General features: G+C 44.9%; 29 protein-coding genes and 1 riboswitch. Of the genes, 24 read left to right on the top strand and 5 right to left on the bottom strand.

All coding sequences use genetic code 11. The features are described from left to right. Nucleotides 1–2 precede the first annotated feature (2 nt). Nucleotides 3–554 (bottom strand): TetR/AcrR family transcriptional regulator, encoded by a 552-nt coding sequence (locus HGO97_RS03420; protein WP_216239446.1) that lies wholly within the window; start codon nt 552–554, stop codon nt 3–5. 196 nt (nt 555–750) lie between these two features. Between HGO97_RS03420 and HGO97_RS03415 the strand changes: the two genes are divergently transcribed. Both HGO97_RS03415 and HGO97_RS03410 read left to right on the top strand, forming a co-directional pair. Beyond that, entirely contained in the window at nt 751–1452 is a 702-nt protein-coding gene (locus HGO97_RS03415; protein ID WP_216239444.1) for an ABC transporter ATP-binding protein, read from the top strand. A gap of 39 nt (nt 1453–1491) precedes the next feature. Then, the gene (locus HGO97_RS03410) at nt 1492–4764 is read left to right on the top strand and encodes an FtsX-like permease family protein (RefSeq protein WP_216239438.1); all 3273 of its coding nucleotides are present in this window, start codon (nt 1492–1494) and stop codon (nt 4762–4764) included. Here HGO97_RS03410 and HGO97_RS03405 read toward each other — a convergent pair. Then, nucleotides 4706–5641, bottom strand: a complete 936-nt coding sequence (locus HGO97_RS03405; protein ID WP_216239436.1) for a LysR family transcriptional regulator — start codon at nt 5639–5641, stop codon at nt 4706–4708. The genes HGO97_RS03410 and HGO97_RS03405 overlap by 59 nt on opposite strands. 246 nt (nt 5642–5887) lie before the next feature. Here HGO97_RS03405 and HGO97_RS03400 point away from each other — a divergent pair, with 246 nt between their 5' ends. Genes HGO97_RS03400 through HGO97_RS24145 form a run of 4 tightly spaced genes read left to right on the top strand, consistent with a single transcriptional unit; the run spans nt 5888 to nt 8688 of the window. Then, nucleotides 5888–7408 carry a UbiD family decarboxylase gene (locus tag HGO97_RS03400; RefSeq protein WP_246597275.1) on the top strand — a complete coding sequence of 507 codons (1521 nt, stop codon included), beginning with the start codon at nt 5888–5890 and terminating at the stop codon, nt 7406–7408. 3 nt (nt 7409–7411) lie between these two features. After that, nucleotides 7412–7984: a UbiX family flavin prenyltransferase gene (locus HGO97_RS03395; RefSeq protein ID WP_216239434.1), complete on the top strand. Its 573-nt coding sequence runs from the start codon at nt 7412–7414 to the stop codon at nt 7982–7984. Then, nucleotides 7969–8352, top strand: coding sequence for a prenylated flavin chaperone LpdD (gene lpdD, locus HGO97_RS03390; RefSeq protein ID WP_246597274.1), 384 nt, complete (start codon nt 7969–7971; stop codon nt 8350–8352). Before HGO97_RS03395 ends, lpdD begins: the two co-directional genes overlap by 16 nt. Before the next feature lie 33 nt (nt 8353–8385). Beyond that, entirely contained in the window at nt 8386–8688 is a 303-nt protein-coding gene (locus HGO97_RS24145) for a hypothetical protein (RefSeq protein ID WP_330654157.1), read from the top strand. Nucleotides 8689–8695: 7 nt separating this feature from the next. Here HGO97_RS24145 and HGO97_RS24140 read toward each other — a convergent pair whose 3' ends face one another. Next, nucleotides 8696–8995: an HD domain-containing protein gene (locus tag HGO97_RS24140; protein ID WP_330654156.1), complete on the bottom strand. Its 300-nt coding sequence runs from the start codon at nt 8993–8995 to the stop codon at nt 8696–8698. 346 nt (nt 8996–9341) lie between these two features. Here HGO97_RS24140 and HGO97_RS03380 point away from each other — a divergent pair, with 346 nt between their 5' ends. The 14 genes from HGO97_RS03380 (at nt 9342) to HGO97_RS03315 (ending at nt 21352) form a co-directional block, all read left to right on the top strand. Further along, entirely contained in the window at nt 9342–10199 is an 858-nt protein-coding gene (locus HGO97_RS03380; RefSeq protein WP_216239432.1) for a DUF5685 family protein, read from the top strand. Next, entirely contained in the window at nt 10180–10830 is a 651-nt protein-coding gene (locus tag HGO97_RS03375) for a J domain-containing protein (RefSeq protein ID WP_216239430.1), read from the top strand. The genes HGO97_RS03380 and HGO97_RS03375 overlap by 20 nt, the downstream gene beginning before the upstream one ends. Then, nucleotides 10821–11351, top strand: a complete 531-nt coding sequence (locus HGO97_RS03370; protein ID WP_216239427.1) for a hypothetical protein — start codon at nt 10821–10823, stop codon at nt 11349–11351. Before HGO97_RS03375 ends, HGO97_RS03370 begins: the two co-directional genes overlap by 10 nt. Nucleotides 11352–11364: 13 nt before the next feature. Further along, complete coding sequence (locus tag HGO97_RS03365; protein WP_216239425.1) at nt 11365–12294, top strand: DUF1848 domain-containing protein; 930 nt, start codon at nt 11365–11367, stop codon at nt 12292–12294. A 40-nt stretch (nt 12295–12334) separates the two neighbouring features. Further along, entirely contained in the window at nt 12335–13057 is a 723-nt protein-coding gene (locus HGO97_RS03360) for a DUF5131 family protein (protein ID WP_216239423.1), read from the top strand. 167 nt (nt 13058–13224) lie between these two features. Continuing rightward, on the top strand, nt 13225–13803 hold the full coding sequence (locus HGO97_RS03355; protein WP_216239422.1) for an RNA polymerase sigma factor: 579 nt from the start codon (nt 13225–13227) through the stop codon (nt 13801–13803). Next, entirely contained in the window at nt 13796–14587 is a 792-nt protein-coding gene (locus tag HGO97_RS03350; protein WP_216239421.1) for a hypothetical protein, read from the top strand. The genes HGO97_RS03355 and HGO97_RS03350 overlap by 8 nt, the downstream gene beginning before the upstream one ends. Beyond that, nucleotides 14575–15465 (top strand): ABC transporter ATP-binding protein, encoded by an 891-nt coding sequence (locus tag HGO97_RS03345; RefSeq protein WP_216239419.1) that lies wholly within the window; start codon nt 14575–14577, stop codon nt 15463–15465. The genes HGO97_RS03350 and HGO97_RS03345 overlap by 13 nt, the downstream gene beginning before the upstream one ends. After that, nucleotides 15446–16558: an ABC transporter permease subunit gene (locus tag HGO97_RS03340; RefSeq protein ID WP_216239417.1), complete on the top strand. Its 1113-nt coding sequence runs from the start codon at nt 15446–15448 to the stop codon at nt 16556–16558. The genes HGO97_RS03345 and HGO97_RS03340 overlap by 20 nt, the downstream gene beginning before the upstream one ends. 70 nt (nt 16559–16628) lie before the next feature. Continuing rightward, the gene (locus tag HGO97_RS03335) at nt 16629–17348 is read left to right on the top strand and encodes a response regulator transcription factor (RefSeq protein ID WP_216239414.1); all 720 of its coding nucleotides are present in this window, start codon (nt 16629–16631) and stop codon (nt 17346–17348) included. A gap of 107 nt (nt 17349–17455) precedes the next feature. Continuing rightward, a complete protein-coding gene (locus HGO97_RS03330; RefSeq protein WP_216239412.1) occupies nt 17456–18382 on the top strand; it encodes an ABC transporter ATP-binding protein in 927 nt (308 codons plus the stop codon). After that, entirely contained in the window at nt 18376–19152 is a 777-nt protein-coding gene (locus HGO97_RS03325) for an ABC transporter permease (RefSeq protein ID WP_216239411.1), read from the top strand. Before HGO97_RS03330 ends, HGO97_RS03325 begins: the two co-directional genes overlap by 7 nt. Before the next feature lie 6 nt (nt 19153–19158). Continuing rightward, complete coding sequence (locus tag HGO97_RS03320) at nt 19159–20136, top strand: sensor histidine kinase (protein ID WP_216239410.1); 978 nt, start codon at nt 19159–19161, stop codon at nt 20134–20136. 277 nt (nt 20137–20413) lie between these two features. Beyond that, nucleotides 20414–21352 (top strand): DMT family transporter, encoded by a 939-nt coding sequence (locus HGO97_RS03315; protein ID WP_216239409.1) that lies wholly within the window; start codon nt 20414–20416, stop codon nt 21350–21352. Nucleotides 21353–21367: 15 nt separating this feature from the next. Here HGO97_RS03315 and HGO97_RS03310 read toward each other — a convergent pair whose 3' ends face one another. Next, on the bottom strand, nt 21368–21565 hold the full coding sequence (locus tag HGO97_RS03310; RefSeq protein WP_216239408.1) for a DUF6774 domain-containing protein: 198 nt from the start codon (nt 21563–21565) through the stop codon (nt 21368–21370). 130 nt (nt 21566–21695) lie between these two features. Between HGO97_RS03310 and HGO97_RS03305 the strand changes: the two genes are divergently transcribed. Next, entirely contained in the window at nt 21696–22640 is a 945-nt protein-coding gene (locus HGO97_RS03305) for a tRNA dihydrouridine synthase (RefSeq protein ID WP_216239407.1), read from the top strand. Nucleotides 22641–22651: 11 nt separating this feature from the next. Next, entirely contained in the window at nt 22652–23308 is a 657-nt protein-coding gene (locus tag HGO97_RS03300; RefSeq protein WP_216239406.1) for a YkgJ family cysteine cluster protein, read from the top strand. Nucleotides 23309–23359: 51 nt separating this feature from the next. On the opposite strand, the gene HGO97_RS03295 is transcribed toward HGO97_RS03300, so the two are convergent. Beyond that, complete coding sequence (locus HGO97_RS03295) at nt 23360–23962, bottom strand: manganese efflux pump (RefSeq protein ID WP_216239403.1); 603 nt, start codon at nt 23960–23962, stop codon at nt 23360–23362. Between the two features lie 107 nt (nt 23963–24069). Between HGO97_RS03295 and HGO97_RS03290 the strand changes: the two genes are divergently transcribed. Both HGO97_RS03290 and HGO97_RS03285 read left to right on the top strand, forming a co-directional pair. After that, the gene (locus HGO97_RS03290; protein ID WP_216239402.1) at nt 24070–25215 is read left to right on the top strand and encodes a M23 family metallopeptidase; all 1146 of its coding nucleotides are present in this window, start codon (nt 24070–24072) and stop codon (nt 25213–25215) included. Between the two features lie 171 nt (nt 25216–25386). After that, on the top strand, nt 25387–25731 hold the full coding sequence (locus HGO97_RS03285) for a hypothetical protein (protein WP_216239401.1): 345 nt from the start codon (nt 25387–25389) through the stop codon (nt 25729–25731). Nucleotides 25732–25970: 239 nt separating this feature from the next. Then, nucleotides 25971–26116, top strand: a riboswitch (NiCo riboswitch). Nucleotides 26117–26210 lie beyond the last annotated feature (94 nt).

The raw sequence follows: 26210 nt of genomic DNA, 5'->3' as shown, positions 1-26210 counted from the left end.
TTTTACATTCCTGGAAAAATATTCCGAACCATAAAGTGGATGAACTCATCGATATCCATCTTAGGGTCGTCATTCCATTTTATGACTGCTGACAGAACTCCCGACAGATAGAATTCTGCCAGCAGTCCCATCTGATATTCAGAGTGGTCTTTGGAGGGCACGAAATAACGGTTCAACAGCGGCCAGATAATTTCTTTCAGTCTCTTGGTGAACTGTGGATCTCCATGTTCGCTGAGCAGATATGCTACGTGATCGGAGTGTGTCTGCACCAGTTCGACGATAATGCCCATCTGTCTGGACAGGTCGAAGGTCTCGTTGTTCAAAAGGGAGCCTTCTATAATATTCTGTATCTGATTCAGCAGTTCCTCTTCAATCTGATGGAAGATATCATAAACATCCTCATAATATAAGTAGAAAGTTCCACGATTGTATCCAGCCAGGTCGGTGATCTGTTTGATGGATATTTTTTCAATTGGTTTTTCTGTATATAGTTTCCAGAAGGCTGCCTTTAGGTTTGCCTTTGTCTGTTCTGTGATAAGCGGTTGTTTTTTCATAAGAACTCCTTTCTCTGATAAAGTCAAAGTAAATATTCCCAATTCGATTCAATGTTTCCATCATATCATAGTGTCATATCGTTTCCAAGTATTTACTCAACAATCTGTTGGGTATTGTTTATTGATGAAAATTTTCATGTGAGTTATACTTCAATCAGTCAACAGAGTGTTTATTAAAAAAGGAGCAAGAGTCACTATGGCATACATCGAATTTAATGATATTACGAAAGAATATAAAATGGGGGAGACAACGATCAAAGCACTGGATCGTGCTTCATTTACCGTTGCGGAGGGAGAACTGGCCGTTATACTTGGTTCATCCGGGGCGGGCAAGACGACCGCGTTGAATATTCTGGGAGGAATGGATACGGCCACATCCGGGCAGCTTTTGGTGGATGGGAGCGATATCACAAAATATAATCACAAGGAGCTGATCGGCTACCGGCGTACGGATATCGGATTTGTATTCCAGTTCTACAATTTGGTCCCCAATTTGACTGCCCAGGAGAATGTGGAGCTTGCCGCTCAGGTGTGCAAGGATTCTCTGGATGCATCGGAGACATTGGATAAGGTAGGCTTATCAGACCGGAAGAATAATTTTCCGGCACAGCTCTCAGGGGGAGAACAGCAGCGTGTATCTATTGCCAGGGCTGTGGCGAAGAATCCTAAGCTGCTGCTCTGTGATGAACCCACAGGAGCACTGGATTACGAGACTGGAAAACAGATATTACAACTGTTACAGGATACATGCCGGAAAGATCATATCACCGTTCTTCTGATCACACATAATTCAGCACTTGCACCAATGGCGGATCGACTGATTCGTTTTAAGAATGGAAGAGTGACAGAGATTACCTGCAATTCGCATCCTACGCCAATCAGACAGATAGAATGGTAATTCACGTTCAGTCAGGTAGAAAGGAAGGATAGGATCATCATGAAGAAGGCATTTAACAAAGATATCTGGCGTACTGTGCAGAGAGGGAAAAAGAGATTTTTTTCGATTATGCTGATTACCATCCTCGGTGTGACGATGTTGTCGGGGCTGAAAGCAGCCTGTGTAGACCTGCGTTACTCAGCGGATCGATTTTTTGATCAACAGAAATTATTCGATATTTCCATCGTATCCACCCTGGGATTAACGGATTCGGATGTGGATGCATTAAAGTCCATGAAGGAAATCGATGAGGCAGAGGGCGCTTACAGTGAGACCGTACATGTTAAAACAGAGGGTAAAAAACAATCTGTGGAACTAAAGTCATATCAAAAGGGCGGCTTGAACCTTCCATATGTTATAGAGGGGACACTTCCTGAAAAGAAGCAGGAGATTGCAGTTACCGAGAAATATAGAAAGAATTCGGGGAAGTCTGTCGGAGATGAGTTAACAATCGAGGAGTATGGAGATACCACATATAAGATTACGGCGATTGTGACAGATGTTACAGATATCAACAGCCCGGATGGGGCCGTTTCCTTTCGGTCAACTGCTGCGACAGATTATACTTTTTTTGTAATACCAGAATCAATGAAAAAGGATGTGTATACTGCAGTTTACCTTACCGTGAAGAACAGCAGGGAAATTTCCTGCTATACAGCCGAATATGAAAGTCTGATCAAGAAGACTGTTCACAAAATCGAAGCTCAGATCAAAAAGCAGAGAGAACAGGCGCGTTATGATGAGATTACGGGTGAGGCGTATCAGAAGCTGTCCGATGAAGAAAAAGAGATGAAAGATCAGTTCTCAGAAGCAGAGAAAAAGCTGGCGAATGCACAAAAAGAGTTAGATGATGGACTAAAAAAACTGGCGGATGGCCAACAGGAGCTGAATGAGAAGTCCATGCAGGCACAGATAGAGATTGCGAATGCATGGCAGCAGATCGAGGACGGACGCGCTGCACTTTCGGATGGGGAGAGGCGGCTGGAAGAATCCGCACAGCAGATTAGTGACGGAGAGAATCAGTTGAATGCAGCAAAGGAGGAACTGGAGCAAAAAGAGCAGGCCGCTGCCGAGCAGTTTTCGACTGCACAGGAAGAACTGGCAAATCATAAGAGTCAAACAGAAGAAGGAATCGCCCAGTTAGAGGAGCAAATGAGTCTCCTGGATCCGAATATCGATCAGAACACAGAGACATTAAATACACTTCAGGCGCAGAAACAACAGTTGGAAGCAGCTCTGGTTCAGATCGGTGAGCAGGAAAAACAGTTGGAAGCAGGGCAGGCACAGGCAAAGGAGCAGTTTCGTCAGGCGCATCAGACAATTACAGATAAGGAGACAGAGCTTGCAGAGGGGAAACAGCAGCTTTTGGAAGGGCAGGCAGCACTGGAGGAAAGCCGCGGGCAGCTAGAAGCTGGGGCGTCAGAACTGGCCGCTCAGCAGGAAAATGCAGCAGATCAGATCGCTCAGGGCCAGCAGGAGCTGGATGAGAATCAGAAGAAACTAGAGGATGGCCAGAAGGAACTGGATGAAAGACGTGCAGAATTTGAGGAAAAGCGCTCCGAGGCAGAGGAAAAGCTGGAGGATGCCCGGGAAGAAATTGAAGAAATCGATATGGCCCAGTGGTATGTTACAGACAGAAGCTCCTTAAGCGGCTATGCCAATATCAAAAGTGATGCTTCCTCGATTGAAGCAATCGGGACGGCATTTCCCATTGTATTCTTTATTGTTGCAATCCTGATCAGTCTGACTACAATAACCCGTATGGTGGAAGAAGACCGGGGATTGATCGGAACATATAAGGCATTGGGATTTACGAACAGTGAGATTCGCAGGAAATACGAGTTATATTCACTGGCTGCCTGTCTATTGGGCGGATTTATGGGCAATCTCTGTGGATTTATCGTTCTGCCGAAAATTATTTTTACCATTTTCCAGACCATGTATGTACTCCCTTCCTATGAGATTCAATTTGATGTGCTTTATGGGGTGGGCGGTGTAATGCTGTTTCTTGTGGGAATCGTAGGGGCTTCTGCAATTGCATGCAGTGCGGAGCTGAAAGAGACACCAGCAGTTCTGATGCGCCCGAAGGCACCTGGCAAGGGCTCCAGGGTATTTCTGGAATGGATCACACCGGTATGGAGAAGGATGTCGTTCTTAAATAAAGTGACAGCAAGAAATATTTTCCGGTATAAAAAACGGCTGTTTATGACTGCGGCTGGAATCATGGGGTGTACCGCATTGGTGCTATGCGGCCTGGTGATCAAGGATTCTGTTACGGACCTGATGCCGAACCAATATGAACAGATCTATCAATATGATTTGATGGCCGTATCAACTCCCCAGGATCATGAGAAGCTGCTGTCTTATCTGGAGAAAAAGAAAGAAGTGACACGTTATCTGGATGTCAGAATCGACTCTGTAAAGCTGATCAATTCGGATGGAAAAGAAGAAAAAGTGCAGATGTTCGTCATTCCAGATGGAAGAAGTCTGGACGGATATATCGGGATGAAAAATCTGGACGGTAAAAAGATCAAACTGGATGATACAGGCGTAATCATTACGAGAAATGCCTCCGATGTGCTGCATATTTCGAAAGGGGAAATGATTTCTATCCAGGACAGTGAGCTGACAGTAGGGAAAGCAGAGATTACAGAGCTTACGGAGAATTATCTGGGAAATAATCTCTTTATGACGCAGAGAGTATATGAAAAGTTATTCGGAGAGTATGAGCCAAACGGTGTGCTGGCAGATCTGTCAAAAGACTGCACAGATCAGGCGGGCTTCGCAGATGAGCTTGGCAGAGAGGACGGCGTCCTGTCTGCGGTCAGTACCCAGGCCATGAAGAGCGAATTTTCCACCGCTTTTGGCATGATCAATATGGTCGTCTACATCATCATCTTTATGGCAGCAGGGCTGGCGCTGGTGGTTCTGTTTACCTTGTCGACGACCAATATTTCGGAAAGAGAAAGGGAACTGGCGACCATCAAGGTGCTGGGATTTTTTGACCGGGAAGTACATCTTTATGTGAATAAAGAGACCTTGATCCTGACTGGACTGGGGATACTTTTAGGACTTCCGCTGGGGTATGTATTGGGAAACTGTCTGACCTATGTACTTAAGATGCCATCGATCCATTTTGCAGTATCCATTCATCCAGTGAGTTACTTGATTGCTGCGTTAATTTCCTTTGGATTTGCTTTGATGGTGGATCTGATCACCAACCGGGTGCTCGATGGGATCGATCCAGTGGAGGCGCTGAAGAGTATTGAGTAGGACTTAATGCCGTCTGTAAGAAACGGATAAACCCCTCCACGTCCTGCCCGAGTTTGCCTTTTTTCTGATGAGCAGCGACCACGGGCAGTTTTACCGGGGGTGCGAGTGGTACAGCAATTACGCCTTTGGGTTGAAAGATTTCGAAGTTACTTTTCGGAAGAAGGCTGATTCCCTCATTTACAGCAACTGCCCCGAGAATAGATTCCACCCGGGCGTTGCGGATGATATTAGGAGAGAGACTATATCTTGCGAACTCTTCCATACACAGTTGAAACACCGAGGTATAGGGGTTCATCAAGATAAAGTCCTCGTGGGATAACTCAAAAAGACGCACGGAGACAGCCCCGGCATAACGGTGGGAGAGCGGAAGCACGGCAGTCAATTCATCTTCAGTCAATGTGAATATTTTACAGGAACGACCGTTCAACAGATGTTCTCTTGCAATTACCAGGTCATATTTTTCAGATTCAAAGCCGGATATCAATTCTTTTTCTTCTACTTCATCAATTTTTAATATCAAATCTGTATGGAGTTCAGAATACTGCTTTAGCAGTGGAGTCAGATGATAGTGAGACAGGATTGGCAGTGTGCCGATCCTCAACTCATGATTCCGCTGTTTTTTTAGATTTTGGAGCTTGGATATCGCCTGATCGTACTGCTTCCTAAGCTGGAACGCTTCTTGATAAAACAACTGCCCAGCCTCGGTGGGGACGGCACTTCGGTGGCTGCGGTCAAGGAGCGTGATATCCAGCTCTTTTTCTAATTTTATGATTTGCTTTGAGAGAGACGATTGGGAAATATGCAGTGCCTCTGCCGCGTCAAAAAAAGTGTTCTCCTCTACAACTGCGATAAAATAATTTAACTGGTCAAAAGTCATATGTATGCCTCACTTCTGTTCATCTTTGTATTCATTCCATTCTGGAATTAATTATACCATAAGTCGAATTGATTCAGCAGAATTTTAACAGTAAAATTGACTTACGAAATTTACTTATTTACCAGCCAAGGAAGCAGCGTAGTGGATTAGGAATATCCACTTTGGCTGGGAGGATATGTTTTGAATTCAGATAAGTGTAAGAGTTCGAACAGAAGAACAGCGTAAAATAGAAGGAGGTTTTATAAAATGACCGAGAAAATGACCAGAGCAAAGATAAAAACGGAAACAACAGAGAAAATAAAGGTCCGGGATTTGAGAAGTGCGCTCAGAAGGTTAGAGCATATGCCAGGGCAGCTTTTGGAGACAAATGTGGAGGTAGACCCCAGTGCAGAATTATCCGGCGTATATCGCTATGTAGGGGCAGGTGGTACAGTCAAACGTCCGACCAAGGAAGGTCCGGCGATGATTTTTAATCATGTGAAGGGACATCCGGGAAAAAGAGTAGCAATCGGTGTGCTGGCAAGCCGAAAGCGGGTCGCGGCACTCTTAGATACGGAACCTGAAAATCTGGGAAAGCTGCTCTGGAAGAGTGTGGATCATCCGGTTCCTCCTGTATTGATCAAGGGTCCGGCACTTTGCCAGCAGGTGGTCCATAGGGCAGATGAACCAGGCTTTGACCTGGCGAAGCTAGTTCCGGCACAGACCAATACGCCGGACGATGCGGGGCCGTACATCACCTTGGGTATGTGCTATGCAGCACATCCAGATACCGGGGTGAGTGATGTGACGATTCATCGTTTGTGTATTCAGGGAAAGGATGAATTGTCCATCTTTTTTACCCCGGGGGCAAGGCATATTGGTGCTATGGCAGAGCGTGCCGAAGAATTAGGGCAGAAGCTCCCCGTTTCCATCAGTATTGGAGTTGACCCAGCGATTGAAATCGGTTCTTGCTTTGAACCGCCAACAACACCGTTCGGGTATGATGAACTGGCAGTTGCAGGAGCGCTGAGGAAAGAACCTGTAGAATTATGCAATTGTCTGACCGTGGAGCAGAGGGCGATTGCCAATGCAGAGTATGTTATTGAGGGCGAGGTCCTGCCTCATGTCCGCATAAAAGAGGACCAGAACAGCCATACCGGATATGCGATGCCAGAGTTTCCCGGATATACCGGGCCTGCCAGTGAAAATTGCTGGCTGATCAAGGTGAAGGCGGTGACACATCGGGAGGACCCTATCATGCAGACCTGTATTGGTCCCAGTGAGGAGCATGTTTCTATGGCAGGAATCCCCACCGAAGCCAGTATTTATGGCATGGTGGAAAAGGCCATGCCCGGAAAACTAAGAAATGTCTACTGTTCGTCTGCAGGAGGCGGAAAATATATGGCAGTCCTGCAGTTTCAGAAAAAGACAGCCAGTGATGAAGGGCGGCAGAGACAGGCAGCACTTCTGGCTTTTTCGGCATTCAGTGAGCTGAAGCATATTTTTCTCGTAGATGAGGATGTGGATTGTTTTGATATGGATGATGTATTGTGGGCGATGAATACGAGATTCCAGGGAGACAGGGACATTATTACGATTCCGGGCGTCAGATGTCATCCGTTGGACCCGTCGAACTCTCCGTCCTATTCTGCCAGCATACTGGATCAAGGGATTGCCTGTAAGACTATTTTTGACTGTACAGTTCCATTTTCCCAGAAGGATCGATTTGTGCGGGCACGGTTTTTGGAAGTGGATGCCGAAAAATGGACGGGACAGAGGGAGAAATAAATCATGGAAAAGAAGAGGATCATAGTGGGTGCGACAGGAGCAAGCGGCCTTCCTATTCTGACGGAGTGTCTGAAACTCATCCGCAGACAGCCGGAGTATGAGTCTTGGCTGATTATGAGTGAGAGTGCGAAGTTAACACTGCTGCAGGAAACAGATTATACAGTAGAAGAGATTTCTGCCCTTGCGGATGAGGTGTTAAAAGAGGATGAAATCGGAGCGGGACCGGCAAGCGGATCCTTTTGTACAGAAGGAATGTTGATCGTACCGTGCAGTATGAAGACGATTGCTGGAATTCACAGCGGTTTTGCCCAGAACCTCATACTTCGAGCAGCAGATGTTACGATTAAGGAGCAGCGTCCTCTTATATTGGCGGCGAGAGAGACCCCACTTAGTCCGATTCATCTTCGGAATCTTCACGAGCTTTCCATGCTGCCGCGGGTGAGGATCATTCCGCCTATGATGACATTTTATCATCGCCCGGACAGCATAGAAGATATGATTGTCCATATAGCTGCAAAACTATTAGAGCCATTTGGAATCGAAGTGAAGGAGTATCAAAGATGGACGGGAATATAGACCGTGAAGAGATTTATGAGAAGAAGTTATCCTTTTCAAGGATAAGAGTCAGGGTTACAAAGGTCGGAGAGGATTACAGTATTCTTACAACAGGTGGAGAAAAGCCGCATATTGGCTGCACAGTACTTTCTGTCCCCCGGCCTTCTCTGACAGGGGATGGCAGTGTCAGTGTGACCTCTTCAGTCATCAATCTGACAGGACATAAGGATGAAAAAATATGCCGCTATCTGGCAGAACAAACTGCGAAGAAGAAAAATGCAGTGGTCTCATGCAGCGGCGGTTTTCATATGGATGACATCACAGAAACACAGATCACAGAAGTCATGGCAGCGGTGGCAGAGATTGCACAGGAAATTTCAAAGGGGTAGATGTGGAACTGAAATATCCTTGGGGTGTTCCACATGCAGGAGATTATGATTTGGCAGAACTGTTCCAGTGGATTGATGGTATATGCAGGTAAGAATATTTTGCTATTGGTATTGATTATGGATGAACTCTTTCATATGATTTTCTATTACTTCCATCTGCCTTGCAGTCTGCGGATTGGTGTATGGAATTCTGCGGATGATTCTGGAAAGCCAGTCCTATTCTTCAATAATATCAAGACTTTCTCTAAAATTGATATCATAGAAATAAGCGATGTAAGATACCCAGTAATCCATCTGCGTAATACGGTCTTTAGAGAGGAAACAGCGGTTTTTTAATACATCTTCATAGACAGAGAGGGTAATCAGTTGGCTGCCGATGGTTTTTGCTGATGCCCCCATGAATGGTTCCAGGTTCAAAGCTGTCAAACTGCTTTAGCTGCTCGAAGCGCCCGATATCGTGCAGGAGTGCAATGAGCTGGGCAAGCCTGGAATCTTCATCAGAGAGATGCATCCTGCGGGCAATCTCTTTGCTTTGTTCTACGACTCCGTAAGTATGCACGATTTTCAAACGGATTTTATCATCATCTCGATCGTAAGAGTCTAAATAATTTTCAAATATCTCTTTTGCATGGTCTAAATTCATTGTAGATACTCCCTTCATAAATCATCAGCATTATATCATGAAAATAATACACATGAAATACCCTATAGGAAATAGCGTTCCAATAAGTATAGTTATACAGAGAGTTTATACAGGGAGATATTTCACTGACTTTAAATTTATGTTATAATGGACGTCAGCAAGTGGAAACAGTCTATATGTAGATTGAAATTTTTCAATCACTTACAGTATGGGCAGAATTCCAAAGGATGATTTTAAAAATAAAATGGAGACTGATAGTATCGGAAATTCCGTGAAAGGAAGGCGGTATCATAGAGAACTGTAGGACATGAGCCCACTGTTTTCCAATATACTGCGCAGGAGATTTATGTTTGGATATGTGACGATTAGTGAACCTGAACTTAAGGTGAAAGATTTAAGAAAATATAAGGCTTATTACTGCGGTCTGTGTCGTACATTAAAGGAGCGTTATGGTGGTGTGGGGCAGCTTACGCTGTCATATGATATGACGTTCGTGGTCATTCTGCTGACTTCGCTGTATGAGAGCGAGACGAATCATTCCACCCACCGCTGCAAGGTGCATCCGGTGAAGAAGCAGAATATGCTTCAGAATCAGATGACAGAGTATGCAGCGGACATGAATATGATTTTGTCCTATTATCATATGAAGGATGACTGGGTGGATGAGAAGAAGGTGAGCGGTTTTGTGGGGACATATGCCCTGCGGCGCAGGGTGAAGAAGATCATACAGAAGTACCCGCGGCAGAGCCATGTGATTCAAAAGGAGCTAAAGATGCTTACCGCATTGGAAAAGGAGAATTCCCAGGATATCGATAAGACAGCCGGATGCTTTGGCAGGCTGATGGGAGAACTTCTTATCTGTAAGGAGGATCAGTGGGAGAGCAGACTAAGGAAGATGGGATTTTTCTTGGGAAAGTTCATCTATCTTATGGATGCTTACGAGGACTTGGAGATGGATCAGAAGGAAGGCTTATATAATCCCTTAAAGGAATTGAGCAAAAAGCCGGATTATGAGGAGCGCTGCCGTGAGATGCTGTGCATGATGATAGCAGAGTGCAGTGCCCAATTTGAGGGGCTTCCATGTCTTTTAGATGTGGACATTCTACGAAATATATTATATGATGGTGTGTGGACCCGTTATCGAAGGATACAGGAACAAAAGAAGAAAAGTGAGGAAAAAAATAATGACAAAGAATCCATATGATGTATTAGGCATATCTCCGAATGCATCGGACGATGAGATAAAGAGAGCCTATCGAGATTTGACAAGAAAGTATCATCCAGATGCCAATGTGAATAATCCATTGGCGGATCTGGCAGAAGAGAAGTTCAAGGAAGTGCAGGAAGCCTATGATGTGATCATGAAGGAAAGAGAGAACGGCTATGGCGGTTATAATGCAGGGCAAAGCACAGGTTATGGATATGGCTACCAGCAGAGCAGCTATAATGGAAACCAACCGGATGCAGAGGTGCAGGCTGTATATAATTACATTAATTCCAGACGTTTTCAGGATGCACTCAACCTTTTGAATCGAATGCCGGGAAGGAATGCACAGTGGTATTACCTAAGTGCGGCAGCCAATGCAGGAATCGGCAATAATATATTGGCCAAGGATCATGCGGCTCAGGCTGTGAACATGGAGCCAAATAACCCGCAGTACCGCCAGCTTTTGAATCAGTTGGAGTGGAACAGCCAGAGATATCGTAATAATCCTTACGGCGGAGGCTATGGTACAGGGAATTCATCCTGTGGTACGGGAAATCTGTGTTGTGATCTGTGGTGTGCAGATTCTTTATGTGAGTGTATGGGAGGAGATCTTTGCTCATGCATGTAAATGCGAAAAAAATGGCCGTTGGCGGCCTGCTCCTGGCTTTGAGCGTTGTCTGTATGATTCTGGGAAGCGTAATAGAGACGAATACCCTGTTCTTATTAGCAGCGGCGTCCTATTTTGTGGGAATTATTATTCGGGAGATGGGGCTGCGTACAGGCGCTGCTTTTTATCTGGCAGCGATTCTGCTCGGATTTATTGTAGCACCGAATAAGTTCTATGTATTGTCCTTCGCGGCGATGGGATTCTATATTCTTGCTGTGGAGGTGGCCTTTGTGCTTCTTGGGAAGATGACGGGAGCAGTGAATAGGAAGGTTCTTTTCTGGATTTTGAAGTATTTAGTCTTTAATCTGATGTATATCCCTATGCTGCTCTTTTTCCAGCAGTTACTATTTGGAAAGAGCCTGCCGGGTATCTGGCTGATCGGCGTGATCGCAGCGGGGCAGCTCGGTCTGTGGATTTATGACAGAGCATATGAATATGTACAGGCGCACCTCTGGGGCAAGATGCGGGGGCGTTTGCTATAAGGAGGAATATAGCTTGATTATTCAGACAGGTATGAGGACGGACATCCCGGCATTTTATCCCGTTTGGTTTGCCAACAGGATTCGGGAGGGCTTTGTCTATGTCAGGAATCCCTATGATCCGGTTTCTGTGACCAGGTATCGTCTTTCACCAGAGGTCGTTGACCTGCTTGGCTTCTGCACGAAGAATCCGGGCCCTATGCTGCCCTATCTGGATCTGTTGGAACCATATGGGCAGTACTGGTTTGTTACAATCACTCCCTATGGCAGGGAGATTGAGCCGAATGTTCCTGACAAAGAGATTGTAATTGAGGATTTCAAAAGGTTATCATCAATCGTAGGAGTTGATTCCGTGGGGTGGCGTTACGACCCCATTTTTATTACGGAAAATTATTCGGTAAAACGGCATATCTCGGATTTTGAGCAGATGGCAGCAAAACTTTCTGGATATACGAAGACTTGTGTGATCAGCTTTATTGATCTGTATCAAAAGGTGCGGCACAATTTCCCGGAAGTCCGCAGAGTAGAGCAGAAAGACCGGATTCGGATTGGAAAGGCATTGATTGAGACTGCAAGAAAATATGGTATGACCATTAAGACCTGTGCTGAGGGGGAAGAGCTTGCCCCCTACGGTGCGGATTGCAGCGGCTGTATGACGATTGAGACTTATGAAAAGGCGCTCCACGGGCATCTGAATGCACCCAGAAAAAAGCCCCTGCGCAGTGAATGTGCCTGCTGTTTGGGCAGTGATATCGGACAGTATGATACATGCGGGCATTTCTGCCGCTATTGTTATGCCAATACAGATATCGAGGCGGTGCGCAGGAATCAGAAGCTGCATGATCCGAGTTCTCCCTTTCTGATCGGAAAGTTAGAACCAGAAGATCAGGTCCATGAGGCAAAACAGCAAAGCTGGCTGGATCATCAGCTTCGGCTGGAGTTGTAAAATAATCGCTGCAGGAATGTGGGAGAAGAGGAGTAGAATCATGGCGATATGGAATCCGTGGCGGGGATGCCATCGGCACAGCGAGGGCTGTAAATATTGTTATATCCATAAAGGTGATGCCAAAAGAGGAATGGATACAAATGAAGTGAAAAAGACAGAAAAATTTTATGCTCCTGTGGAAAAGAAGAAATCAGGGGAGTATAAGATGAAAGCAGGGCAGACCGTGTATGTTTGTTTTTCTTCGGATTTTTTGGTGGAGGATGCAGATCCTTGGCGGCAAGAGTGTTGGGATATGATTCGGGAAAGGAAAGATCTGCATTTTTTATTTCTGACCAAACGAATCGAGCGTTTTATGGATTGTATTCCAGAGGATTGGGGCGAAGGCTATGAAAATGTGACGGTGGGATGTACGGTGGAAAATCAGGAGATGGCAGATTACAGGCTGTCTATTTTTTCGAAGCTGCCGATTCGTCATAAGAATATTATCTGCCAGCCATTGATTGGAAAGGTGCAGATCGAGGCCTATCTAAAAGGTGTGGAGCTGGTAGTTGTGGGAGGCGAGTCTGACCGCAATGCACGTCCTTTAGATTATGAATGGGTATTGGATATCAGGCAGCAGTGTATCCATGCAGGAATCAATTTCGAATTCCGGCAGTGCGGGACTCATTTTATTAAGGATGGGAAAGAGTATACTTTGCCGGTGAAAGCACTGGCAAGCCAGGCAAAGAAGGCGGATATTAATGTTTATTTATTGAATTGCTAATATACCACAAGTATGAAAAAAGAAATAACAGGGCAGAGCTTACACGGCTCTGCCCTTGTTGTTCATAGAAAGAAATTTTGAAAGATATAAATCCTTTTTTAAAGAGAAAGGGTTATATTAGTGTAAGGCGCTTTACGACGAAAAAGGAAACAGGAAGGAGGAGCGTTTTGGAAGATAACGAATTGATCCGACGGATTCAGAATGGTCAGAAGGAATATCTCAATGAGATCGCGGCCAAGTATTATGATGATATTTATTATTTCTGTGCTTACCAGACTGGAAACCGGGAGGATGCTTATGATCTGGCACAGGAAACGTTCCTCCGTTTTATCCGGTATGTGGACAGTTACCGCTATCGGAATTTAAAAGGCTATCTGCTTACGATTGCAATGAATCTCTGCCGGACTTATTTCCATGAAACGGCCCGGAAACGTATGGGGCAGGAATACACAGAGGAAATTGCAGGATGTGCAGGTGTGGATCATACGAAAGGGAATGCACCAGATACAGTAACTGGAAATACAGCGGGAATCGGCAGGATGGAGCAGAGCCAGGTCCTTTCGGAGGCCCTTTTAAAGCTTCCGGCCATGCAGCGGGAAGCCGTTGTGCTTCATCATTTTTACGGTTATAAGAACCGGGAGATTGCCCATATGACAGGGGCATCCTGTGCAGCGGTCAAATCAAGAATCAATCAAGGGCTGGATAAATTGAAAAATCTGCTTCATAAGGAGGATTTTTATGAATAGTAGAAAAGAAGTAATCAGTGGCTTTGAAATAGAAGCCTCCTGGCGATTTGAATTAGATGAATCAAGAAAAGAAGAAGGCTTGGCAGAGATTGCCCAGGCAGTTAAGAAAAAGAAAATCAGATATTACCCATCATTTGGTGCCTGCATACTAGAGCAGATGCGGTATCAGACCTGGCAGAACAGGCTGATACAGGGCGGAATTCTGCTTTTGGCCCTGGCCCTGTGCTTGGCGCTGAAAAAATCAAAGCTGGAAGATGTGGAGTCTATTGTTTTAGGGTCTGCATTCATGGCTTTTGCAGCAAATATCTGCCTGAGCGGTGTAGGAAGTCTATTTTCCAGGAATATGGCAGAGCTGGAACAAACTCTATATTTTAATCTGAAACAGATGGTCTGTATCCAGATTCTTCAAGCTGGAATTTTAGATGGCTTTATTTTGGCATTATTCGTGATTTTCTATGGGGATAGAGCCATGGGAGGTACAGGCGCATACCTTCTCTATATCATCGTACCGTTTTTATGGTCGGATATTATATATCTACATCTACTGGCTTCTATGCGGGCTGGTGGAAGGACTAAAGGACTGGAAAGCGGTATGCGTGGATTTACTACAGGTGTGATATGCGGGATGGCGGCAATTTTTCCGGCATTCCTTGAAAATGCATACGCGGTCATATATCTGCCTGCATGGGGAATCGCGGCCCTGGCTGGAATCGTAGTTCTGTGTTTGGAAGTACGCAGACTATTTGGAAAAATTGAAGGAGGTGAGGGCTTATGCCTGAATTAAAATTAGATAGAGTGACAAAACAGTTTCAAAATAAAATAGCCGTGGATCAGGTATCTTTGACCTTGAAGGAGGGGATTTATGGATTCCTGGGGGCAAATGGCGCAGGGAAGACGACATTGCTTCGAATGTTGTGTGGTGTTTTAAAGCCTACATCAGGGGAAATCTTGTGTAATGGCACAGAAATCAGAAAAATGGATGGGGAATTCCGCCATATCCTTGGATATTTACCGCAGGATTTCGGATATTACCCGGATTTTTCAGCAAAACGGTATCTGGAATATCTGGCAGCGTGCAAGGCTGTACCGAAGGATCTGGCAGAACAGAAAGTGCAGGAGGTTCTTCAGCTTGTAGGACTTTTAGGAGTACAGAAACAGAAGATCAAGACATTCTCAGGCGGGATGATCCGCAGGATGGGAATCGCACAGGCGTTGCTCAACGACCCGGAGATTCTGCTTTTGGATGAGCCGACCTCAGGACTTGATCCGAAGGAACGTATTCGTTTCAGGAACATCATCAGTGCGATGTCAAAAGACCGGATCGTGATTCTGTCCACACATATCGTATCAGATGTGGAATTTATTGCCGATGAGATTCTTTTGATGAAACAGGGGCAGATTGTTGAGCAGGGGACTTCATATGAGGTGACAGAAAGTGTCAAGGGCAAGGTATGGGAGTGTCTGGTCCTGCCAAAAGAGGTGCAGCGTCTTAATGAGATGTATTCTGTGAGCAACTTGAGGAATGAAAAGGATAAGGTATACCTGCGGATCGTTTCTGACGATAGTCCCTGGGAAGGGGCGGTCCAGGCAGAACCGAGGCTGGAGGATGTATACTTGTACTATTTTAAGGAGGCGGCTGAGAATGTGGAAAATCTTGCGTGAAGAAATCCGTAAAACAGCTTCAAGAAAGATCATCTGGTGTGGAATCGTTCTTGTGCTGGCATTTGTGACATTCCGTATGGGAATCGTGTTAAAAGAGTATTCCGCGACAATCGACGGACAGACATATATAGGGAAAGAGGGCATAAAAAAGGATCAGGAGCTGGCAAAGGATTTTGCCGGGCCGTTTACAGAAGAGATGGTCAATGCGATTCATGATAGATTTGGCTTCTATTATTATAATGAAGAAAAGAATGAGTTCGTGGGTAATTTTTGGAATGAGTACATCACGGATAAGATGACAAATACCATGGAGACGAACGGAGATGATCCGAACGAAATCAAGTTTGTTGAGGGAGAGGAATGGGAAAATAATGCAGCACCCCTTCTGAAAGGAGATTTGAGGTTTGACTATCTTTATGGATGGGAGGATTTCCGGGAGACAATGACGCTGGTGACATTATTGATGTTAATCATACTGATCATAGGAATGGCCCCCGTATTTTCAGAAGAGTACACGCAGCATACCGCGGATATCCTTCTAACGACAGAACACGGGAAGAAGAAAGGAATCTGGTTGAAAACGGCAGCCGCACTGATTACAGCAGCGGGGACTTACTGTCTGGTCGTCCTATATATGTGGCTGCTTTACAGAGTCATATTCGGGGCGCAGGGACTGAATGCCTCCGCCGTGTTATTGACAGGGCCTTCAATCTTTGGATATTGTCCTAAGACAGTGAGTGGATTTTTCCTGCTGATGATGGGCCTGGGTCTGGCGGCAGTGATACTGCTTACAGCACTGGTGCTGGCTGTATCTTCGGCCTCTAAAAATGCCTTTTTATCAGTGGTCATCTCCGCTGCCGTATTTATCATTCCTTACGTATGGATGAAGGTAATCGCACCTATGAACATCTTTGGAGTCGGCTTTACAAAAGTGATATGGCACTTTATGGTTTCCATGCCTTATTATTTACAAATGAATTGGGGATATGCATTTACCGCAGACCAGATTCAACTTCATATCATGATTGCAGTGGTCACGGCATTCATCTGTGTACTTTTGGGGTACAAAAAATATAGAAACTACCAGGGATAAAAAAGAAAATCAAGTATTCCTTTCTTTGCGAGAATCGTGTACAATAACATCCGTATGGAGGAAAACGGATATGGATAAGTATAAGATTCTGATTGCAGAGGATGATACGGATATCAATCATCTGCTGTGCAGGATTCTGGAGAAGAATCATTATGATACAGTCCAGGCGTTTTCAGGAACAGAGGCAAAGCTTCTGATTCAGATGGAAACGCCTGATTTTTTGATACTGGACCTGATGCTGCCGGGAATGAGCGGTGAAGAGCTGATCACGGTCATCAGGGGAGAGATGGGACTGGATATCCCGATTTTAGTCTTGTCTGCGAAGGCGGCATTGGATACGAAGGTGGAGGTGCTCAAAAGCGGTGCGGATGATTACTTGACCAAGCCGTTTGAGCCGGAGGAAGTTCTGGCCAGAGTTTATGCCGGACTCAGGCGGTATTTTGCAGGTGAGGGAAGGAAAAATACTGGTGCGTCAGAAGAAGACCATTCAGTCGGAGAGTATATTTACAAAAGGCTCCGTCTCATTCCAAAATCCCGGAAGGTAATTGTAAATGGAACAGAACTTTCCCTGACGCTGCATGAATATGATATTCTCTATCTGTTAGTGCAGGACCCGGAAAAGGTCTATTCCCGTGAGTGTCTCTATGAGCAGGTCTGGAAGGGCGGTTATTATGGAGAGGATAATACAGTCAATGTCCATGTCAGTAATCTGCGGAAAAAACTGGCGGAGGCAGATGCGGGTGAGGAGTATATCAAAACAGTCTGGGGAATCGGATTTAAAATGGCATGACATGATAGCTCAGCTTTATGATTTCTTTATACTTTCTTGAAGACTTATTAAAAACGCTTCAGTTACAATCATTTTGTCAGAAAGAAATTAGGAAAGGAAAGAAAACAATGAGAGAATGTGTCATAGAATCCAGAAGCCTTACAAAGAAGTTTGGGGATGTTGTTGCACTAAAGGATGTGGACATTACCATAAAAAGGGGAGATATCTACGGACTGATCGGCGATAATGGGGCCGGAAAAACGACTTTTTTGAAAATCCTGACAGGTCAGATCTATCCGTCCGGTGGAGAGATAAGGCTGTTCGATGCTTATGCGGAAAGAGAACTTGAGAAGAACCGAAAACGTACGGGGGCGATTATAGAAACGCCAGGCTTTTATCCAAAGCTTTCTGTGGAAAAGAATCTGGAATACTACCGCATCCAGAAAGGAATCCCTGGGAAAGAAAAGGTGGAAGCTGTTTTAAAGACAGTAGGTCTTTGGGAGAAACGAAAGAGAAAGGCAGGTACCCTTTCCCTGGGAATGAAGCAGAGGCTTGGGCTGGGAATCGCACTTTTAGGAGAACCGGAGCTGTTGATTCTGGACGAACCCATCAATGGACTGGACCCCAGCGGAATCATTGAGATGAGGAATCTGTTATTACGACTGAACCATGAAAAGAACATAACGATCATTATTTCCAGCCATATTCTTTCAGAATTGGAGCAGATTGCAACGATTTACGGATTTTTAAGCCAGGGCTGGCTGCTGAAAGAAATCACTGCGGAGGAACTGCATGAACAGTGTGCGGTCTATCTGGACATTGCAGTGACACAGCCGGAACATTTTGCGGCGCTTCTGGAAAAACGGTGGAAGGACATTCAATATCAGGTACTGCCTGATTCGACCATCCGCATTAAGAATCCGGAAATGGCGCCGGATGCATACAGCACCCTGGCCTCCGAAAATGGAATCGGTGTCCTTAAGCTGGCTCAAAAGCAGATGATGCTGGAAGAGTACTATATGAATCTGAAAGAAAAGGGGCGATTATCATGTTAAATTATATCAAGAGCGAATTATACAGAGTCAGCCACGGGAAAGAGGTATATTTATTTACAGGGATTTTGGCGGTGCTATCCGTTTTAATGAATGGTGTTTTGTATCTGTTTCATACGTTTACCCCTGACTTTCCGTATGGTGCTATCAGATTTTCGTTAAATACGCTTACAAGCAGTATGGAATTCTTATTTTTTGCAGGAATGCTCCTGGCAGGATTTTTGATTTCGGATGAGCATAAGAATGGAACTTTAAAGAATACAGTATCTTTTGGGATTACAAGAGTTCAGATCTTTACTGGAAAATGTATTGTCTGTTCTATAGCTTCCTTTTTGAGCATGCTGGTAATCATGATCTTTTATTATGGAAGTGCCTACCTGATTTTGACCGGACCGGATGAAGTGACCCTTATGGACCGGCTGCGCGGCATTGCAGCGAACCTCCCAATGGCGTTTGCCTCTGTGATTTTAATTGTAGCTCTTATGAGTATGATAAAAAGAGAAATGATCGCAATGATGTTGTGGATGTTCATTATTGTCTTCCTGCCCATTATTACCTTTTTTCTTGGGCTCAAGATTGACTGGCTCAATCCGGTGGCAGAATGGATGCCACGGAACTATCTGAACATGGAAGTGATCGCTAATATGTCACATTATCAGGTGTTGTGGGATACACCTGAGGGAATGGCAAAATGTCTGATTTCAGGAATCATCGGGATGATTGTTTTTTATATGATTGGATGGATCGGATTTCGAAAAAAAGAATTGGTATAGTGTCTCATGATAATAGGAAAGGGAGGGTGTGCAAATATGGTACTTCTGGTATTCATGATTCTGTGCGTGTTGGCAGCATATTCCTGTACACGCTACATGTTGTTGAAGAAGGCAGTAAAAGACTCGGCTAAAGAACTGCATGAGATTTCCCAAGATCTGGAACAGAATCGGATCGTGAAGCTGCCCAGCCCGCATTCGGATATGGAAGGTCTTCTGGTGGAAATCAATGCAAATTTGGAGGACATCCGAAGGACACGTGTGAAATATGAGGAGAAGGAGCATACCTTGCAGAAACAAATCGAAAATATCAGCCATGACCTGCGGACCCCGCTGACCTCTATTCTGGGATTTTTGGACCTGATTGATGAGAACTCTCTGTCTAATGAAGACAGAGAGTCTTTGACCGTTGTTAAGAGAAAAGCACGTACCTTAAAAAAATTGATTGCGCAGTTTTATGATTTATCCAGATTGACAGCAGGAGATTATCCGATGAAACTGGTTGGGACAGACATTTGCAGACAATTGCGAGAGACCGTACTGGACAGCTATCAAGAGCTGAGAAGGAAATCACTGGAGGTTCATCTGGATATCCCTGAGAATGCAGTTTTTGTATTAGCAGATGAAGAAGCACTGGAACGAATATTCCTGAATCTTTTGCAGAATGCCGGCAGATATGCACAAAATGAATTGAGGATTTGTATTCGGGAGGATGAAAAGGAGGTATCCGTGTTCATGGAAAATGACACTGAGTGTCTCAATGCGGATGAAGTAGATGCTCTATTTGACCGTTTTTACACGGCCGATTCTTCCCGGAGTGAGGGCAGCACAGGTCTTGGGCTTCCCATCGCAAAATATCTGGCACAGGAGATGGGCGGAAAACTCTCTGCCAGGATGGAGCTTGGGGATGAAACAAAATGGCTGCAATTCAATCTCCAACTGCACAAATCGGAAGTTAGTGAAGGAGGCGCTAGTGACGCGCTTTAGCCGTGGAACGGATGGAGGGGGGGACGCTGAGAAAAATGTGGAACACACTTCCCGCTGTCTGCGTACCTGTCGTTGCACCCCATTCGTTCCGCGACTAAAGCGCGTCACTATATTTCGATTTTTCGGAGGGGTATTTTACGACCCTGGAAATTATGGTATAATGCTCGCAGCTGGCGAGGTGTTTTACGAGCCTAGAAATTATGGTATAATGAGCGTTGCAATATGGATTATAAATGGTTAGATACAATAAAGAAGAGTTTTCAGGGGGCATTTTGTGATGAAGAGTAAAAGTGGTGTTGGGCATGCAGTGGCGTTATTTACAGTGGTAGTATGGGGGACCACTTTTATTTCCACGAAGGTATTGCTTCGGAGTTTCCAACCTGTGGAGATTCTGCTTATCCGGTTTGTGATCGGGTATGTACTTTTGTTCTTGGCAAAGCCGGGACTGGTGAGACTGACAGAGAAGAAGCAGGAGTGGCTGTTTGCTGCGGCGGGGCTCTGTGGGGTCTGCCTGTATTTCTTGATGGAGAATATCGCCCTTACATATACTCTGGCGTCAAATGTAGGCGTGATTATATCAGTAGCACCCTTTTTTACCGCGATTTTAAGCCGCATTTTCCTGAAAGAAAAGGGGCAGATGAAGGCTTCTTTTTTCCTGGGATTTGTGGCGGCGATTATTGGAATCTGTATGATGAGCTTTAGTGGGGCAGAGACTTTGGAACTGAATCCGAAGGGGGATCTTCTTTCTGTTGGGGCAGCTTTTGTATGGGCCTGTTACTCCGTGATCACGAAGAAAATCAGCGAGTATGGATATTCCACGATTAAGGTGACCCGCCATATGTTCGGATATGGGATTCTGTTCATGATCCCGGCAGCATTTGCTTTTGATTTTCATCTGGGGCTGTCAAGACTGGCAGATCCGATGAATCTTTTGAATATTCTGTTCCTTGGAGCGGGGGCATCGGCCCTTTGCTTTGTGACCTGGAATTTTGCCGTGCAGGTGTTAGGTCCGGTACGAACCAGCGTATATATTTATGCTTCCCCGGTGATTACGATTGTGACTTCCGTGCTGATTCTTCATGAGAAGATTACCCCTGTGGCAGCGGCGGGGGCAGCACTTACTCTTGTAGGGCTGGTACTTTCAGAAGGAAAGCTGGAACTTAAATCTTCCCCGAACAAGCAGTCTGTAGGAGAAATTGAAGGAGAGTGCAGATAGATGCAGGCTCAGCAGTTATTGTCCGGTGCTGGTGTCAGGTGCAGCAACCGTTTCGCAGAGTGCGTTATTGACTAGGATTGTAGCCAGTGTATCACCGAGTTGGGAAAAGATGGCGGCAAGCAGCTCCAGATCTTCTGTCCGGCAGTTTTTGGCGAGCACACAGGCAATCGAAGAGACATAAGTAACAAGTTCACAGGAATTCGTTGTAATCACCTCCTTTCTTTAAGGTATGTTAAGGAGTCTGATTCGGTGATGAACAGATAAGGAACAGAGAAATCGGTTCTTTCTTTTGACAGAAATACATTCAGTTTGATAGAAATACATTCAGGAGGAACGATTACTAATGAGATTTTATTTTGCCCCATTGGAGGGAATCAGCGGGTACGTATACCGCAACGCTTATCATAAATATTTCGGACAGGTCGACAAGTATTTTATCCCGTTTATCATGCCGAACCAGTTCGGTCATCTCAGCTCAAGAGAGAAGAATGATATTCTGCCGGAGCATAATGAAGGGATGTACGCAGTTCCCCAGATCCTGACCAGCTCGGCGGAGGATTTTATCGGGACGGCCCAAAAGCTTAAAACATATGGGTATGAGGAAGTGAATCTGAACCTGGGATGCCCCTCGAAAACAGTGGTGACCAAGGGGCGTGGTTCGGGTTTCCTTGCATACCCGGATAAGCTGGACTGTTTTCTGGAGGAGATATTCAGGAAGACGGATATGAAGATATCGATTAAGACGCGAATCGGGAAGGAGAGCCCGGAAGAATTCGAACGGCTTCTGGATATCTATAACCAGTACCCCCTTGAAGAACTGATCATTCATCCGCGCCTGCAGACGGATATGTATAAGAATACCCCGAATTGGGATGTGTTCGGTGAGGCTCTTGGAAAATGTAAGAGTCAGGTGTGCTATAATGGGGATATTTTTACAGTCGGGGATTATGAACGTTTTACGCAGAAGTTCCCGGAAGTGGAATGTGTGATGCTGGGAAGAGGAATCCTGTCAAATCCGGGGCTTGTCTGTACAATCCGCAAAGGGACTCCGCTTGAAAAGGAGACGTTAAAGGCTTTTCATGACCAGGTGTATGGAGAGTATCAGACGGTGCTTAGCGGGGCGAAGACGATTTTGTTCAAGATGAAGGAAATGTGGTTCTATATGGGGCCCGTGTTTACTAATTATGAAAAGTATGTAAAGAAGATTCGAAAATCAGAGAAACTGTCTGTTTACGAGGATGTGGTGGAGCGTCTGTTTGTGGAACAGGAAATCTGTATCAATGAATAGGAGTAAAAATTATGGAGAGACAGGTAAGTCTGGATGAAATTTCAGATGGAAAACTTTATGGCTTAAACGATATGGTGCGTGCGGACTGCGGGGAGTGTGAGGGCTGTTCCGCCTGCTGTCATGGAATGGGGAACACAATCGTGCTGGATCCCCTGGATATCCACAGACTTTCCATGGAATTGGGGAAGACCTTTGAAGAGATGATCAATCATCAGATCGAACTTCATGTTGTGGATGGGATGATTCTGCCTAACCTAAAGATGGATGGGAAAGGGGAAGCGTGCGTATTCTTGAACGACGAGGGAAGGTGCAGTATTCACAGGGCAAGACCGGGAATCTGCAGACTGTTTCCGCTGGGAAGATATTACGAGAACCGGGGATTTCAGTATTTCCTGCAGATTCATGAGTGCAAGAAGCAGAACAGGACGAAGACCAAGGTGAAAAAGTGGATCGATACCCCGGATCTAAAGCAGAATCAGGAATTTATCGCCAAATGGCACTTCTTTCTAAAGGATCTTCAAGAAAAAGTGGAGAGCTCAGAGGATGAGAAGCTGAGACGAAGTGCAGCGTTGTATGTATTGAACCAGTTCTATGTGATGGGATATGAGGAAGGAAAATTTTATGAGCAGTTCCAGGAGCGAATGAAGGCTGCAGAACATTTACTATAATGAAGGGGCGGCCCGGCGTGGAATTCTATCATCCACGCCGGGCCAATCCTTTTAAATGATTAGTTCATAGATTCCAAGTCCTACCAGAATCAGGCCGGAGATGATATCTGCTGTCTGGTCGGATATCCGGGGCATCTTTGTTTTGCCGATGAAATTGCCGGCATACAGAAAAATCACGGAAACGACAAGGGAGATGACAGCGGTCGGCACCAGCCTCAGTCCAGTAATACTTGCGCCGATTCCCATACCAAAGTTATTGATGGAAAGGGCGAGCCCTAGGAATAATCCCTCCTTTAGAGTAAGAAGGGCCGTTTTGGTCTCTTGATCTGCGGGGGCTGAAACATGTTCATTTGTTTTTACTTCCATTTTTCTTATTTTATTTTTAAGGAAACCAAAGAGAGCCTTTAGGATATAGTACAGACCAAGTCCGATCAGGAGGGCACAGCCAATGCCTACTGTACAGGAGGCGGGGAGAAACTGTGAGATTTCTGTACCCATTAAAATCGCAGCAATCGTACCAACGAGGGTGACAAGGCTGATGATGGTGCTTTTTAAAAGGCTGATGTCTGATTTCTTTATCCCATAAGACATACCTACAATGAAGCTGTCTATATTTGCGGAGAGTGCGAATAAAAGTGATGATATAAGATGCATGGCCTGCTCCTGACATCAAGATTGTTGTTTGTATTCAGTATATTCAGAAGAATTTGTTGCGTTCATTATGCATAGACTATTAAGAGTTTATGGGCAGGAGCATGTACATGCGAAAACGATTATTTTTTCCGGCAGGGATAGGGGCTGAAATTTTGCTGCTTCTACTGATAATTGGCGTCTGGCAGGGAAATATGCCAAATGGGACGATAGATCAAAAAGCGGCAGATACTGTCAGGACAGAAGGAAGTGCAAAGAAGGAAGAGTTAAGGGAGCCGTCAGAGGAAGAGTCAGGGGAACAAGCAGGGGAACAGAAGGATGATTATATCAAATGGGTGGAGTTCCATGTATCCTATGAGGCATTGAACCAGGCCTATACATATGATGTGGAGACTTATCAGGAAGAAATTCACCTGAATTGGGTGGATCTGCTGGCATATCTGGGAGCCAGGTATGGAGGGGATTTTAAGAATTTCCGGGAAAAGGATATGACAGAGGCGGCTCAAAAGCTTCTGTCAGGTGAGACTACAATGGAAGAACTGACCCAAGACATGCAGTATTATTCCTATTACCGGGAGGCATACGGCGCTGTATTGGACGGTATGGTGGGGGAATACAAAATAGAGAGACCTAAGGGGGACAGTGGTAAAAAGGGATGGAAGAAGTATTATGGTCTGAAGGCATACTGTCCTATTGCAAAAGAATTTCCCTATACGGACTACGATGATTTTGGCGTGTCCAGAAGTTATGGATACCGCCGCAATCATCTGGGGCATGACATGATGGGCCAGGTCGGGACTCCCGTGATCGCAGTGGAGTCAGGCTACATCGCAGTGATGGGATGGAATCAATATGGAGGCTGGCGTATCGGAATCAACAGTTTTGACGGCCGCCGCTATTACTATTACGCCCATCTGCGGCAGAATATCCCCTTCGCAGAAGGGCTGGAAGAAGGGGATATTGTTCAGGCAGGAGATGTTATCGGATATATGGGCAGGACCGGGTACAGCACCAAAGAAAATGTCAATAACATTGACACGTATCATCTTCATTTTGGTCTGCAGCTAATTTTTGATGAGAGTCAGAGGGAAGGAAACCATGAAATCTGGGTCGATGTCTATCCGCTTGTTCGTTTTCTCTCACAGAACCGTTCAGAGGTCGTGCGCAACGATGCGAATAAAGAATGGTACCGTAAATATAGGATAAAAGATCCAGCGGCAGAAGAATATTTAAAGTCCAAAGAGAAAGGAAAATAAAGAATAGAAAAAATAACATGTAAAATGAAATGAAAAGAATACAATTAAAAGAAAATAGAGATTGTGTAAAAATAATAACAGAAAATTATAAAAAATACATTAAAAACATTGACTAATTAGCTTATAGAGACTAATATAAAGATAACAATAAAGAGAAAAGGAGTGGAAGCTATGTTAGAGAGATTGTTCTTGTTTTTGATTTCAGCGGTAGCATTATTAGCCGTATGTTGGATGCTGACAGAGTATTGGCTCCGCTCTGTTAGGAAACTTTCCACAGAAAGGATTTCCAGCCTCGGCATTCTGGACAGAATGGCATTCGCATTCGAAGATTTTTGCGGAGGTGTTAATCACAAAAAGGATTTCCGCAGGCTGCATTTAGAGGAAGAGCTGGGAAGCGTACAGATGGAGGACGGGAGAAGGTCCCATAAGATGGAGTCGTCAGACAGAGAAGAAAAAGGCAGAGATACAGAATTTATCAGAAAAGAGAAAAAATATAAAATCAAAGCAAATATGTAGATTAAAAGCGTTCAGGACTGAAAGGAAATGAAGCTGATAAATCCATAAATTAGTCCCCCTCATAGAGATGCGGCTGTTATAGAAATCCAATTTCCGTAACAGCCGCATCAGATATTTAAAAGAGAAGAGTAAAATGAAAACGGCAGATTCAAGGGCAGATCCAAGACAGAAAGTATTTGACAAAAAGAGAAGGATTGCATATTATAGAAAGAAAACTCATTGCACTGCATATCTAATCTACAGTACAAACTGAGCAGGCGATACATACGGAAGTGATTTCATGTATGGATGGGGCCGGGCCGCAACGCGGCAGCAGATGAAGTTTTATATCCTGGGAAGGATATTGACCTGCCTTTGGGCAGAGGAAAGAATCTGTGGGACAGTTTAACAGAATGTTCCGCAGATTCTTTTTGTGTAAAAAAGAGGGCGTGAATTGACCGTACTGTGTGAAGATTCCGAAGAGATGCAGATCAACAGCA

The organism is Faecalicatena faecalis, assembly GCF_012524165.2.
Taxonomy (GTDB): domain Bacteria; phylum Bacillota; class Clostridia; order Lachnospirales; family Lachnospiraceae; genus Faecalicatena_A; species Faecalicatena_A faecalis.
This window is presented reverse-complemented; position numbering and strand designations above follow the sequence as displayed.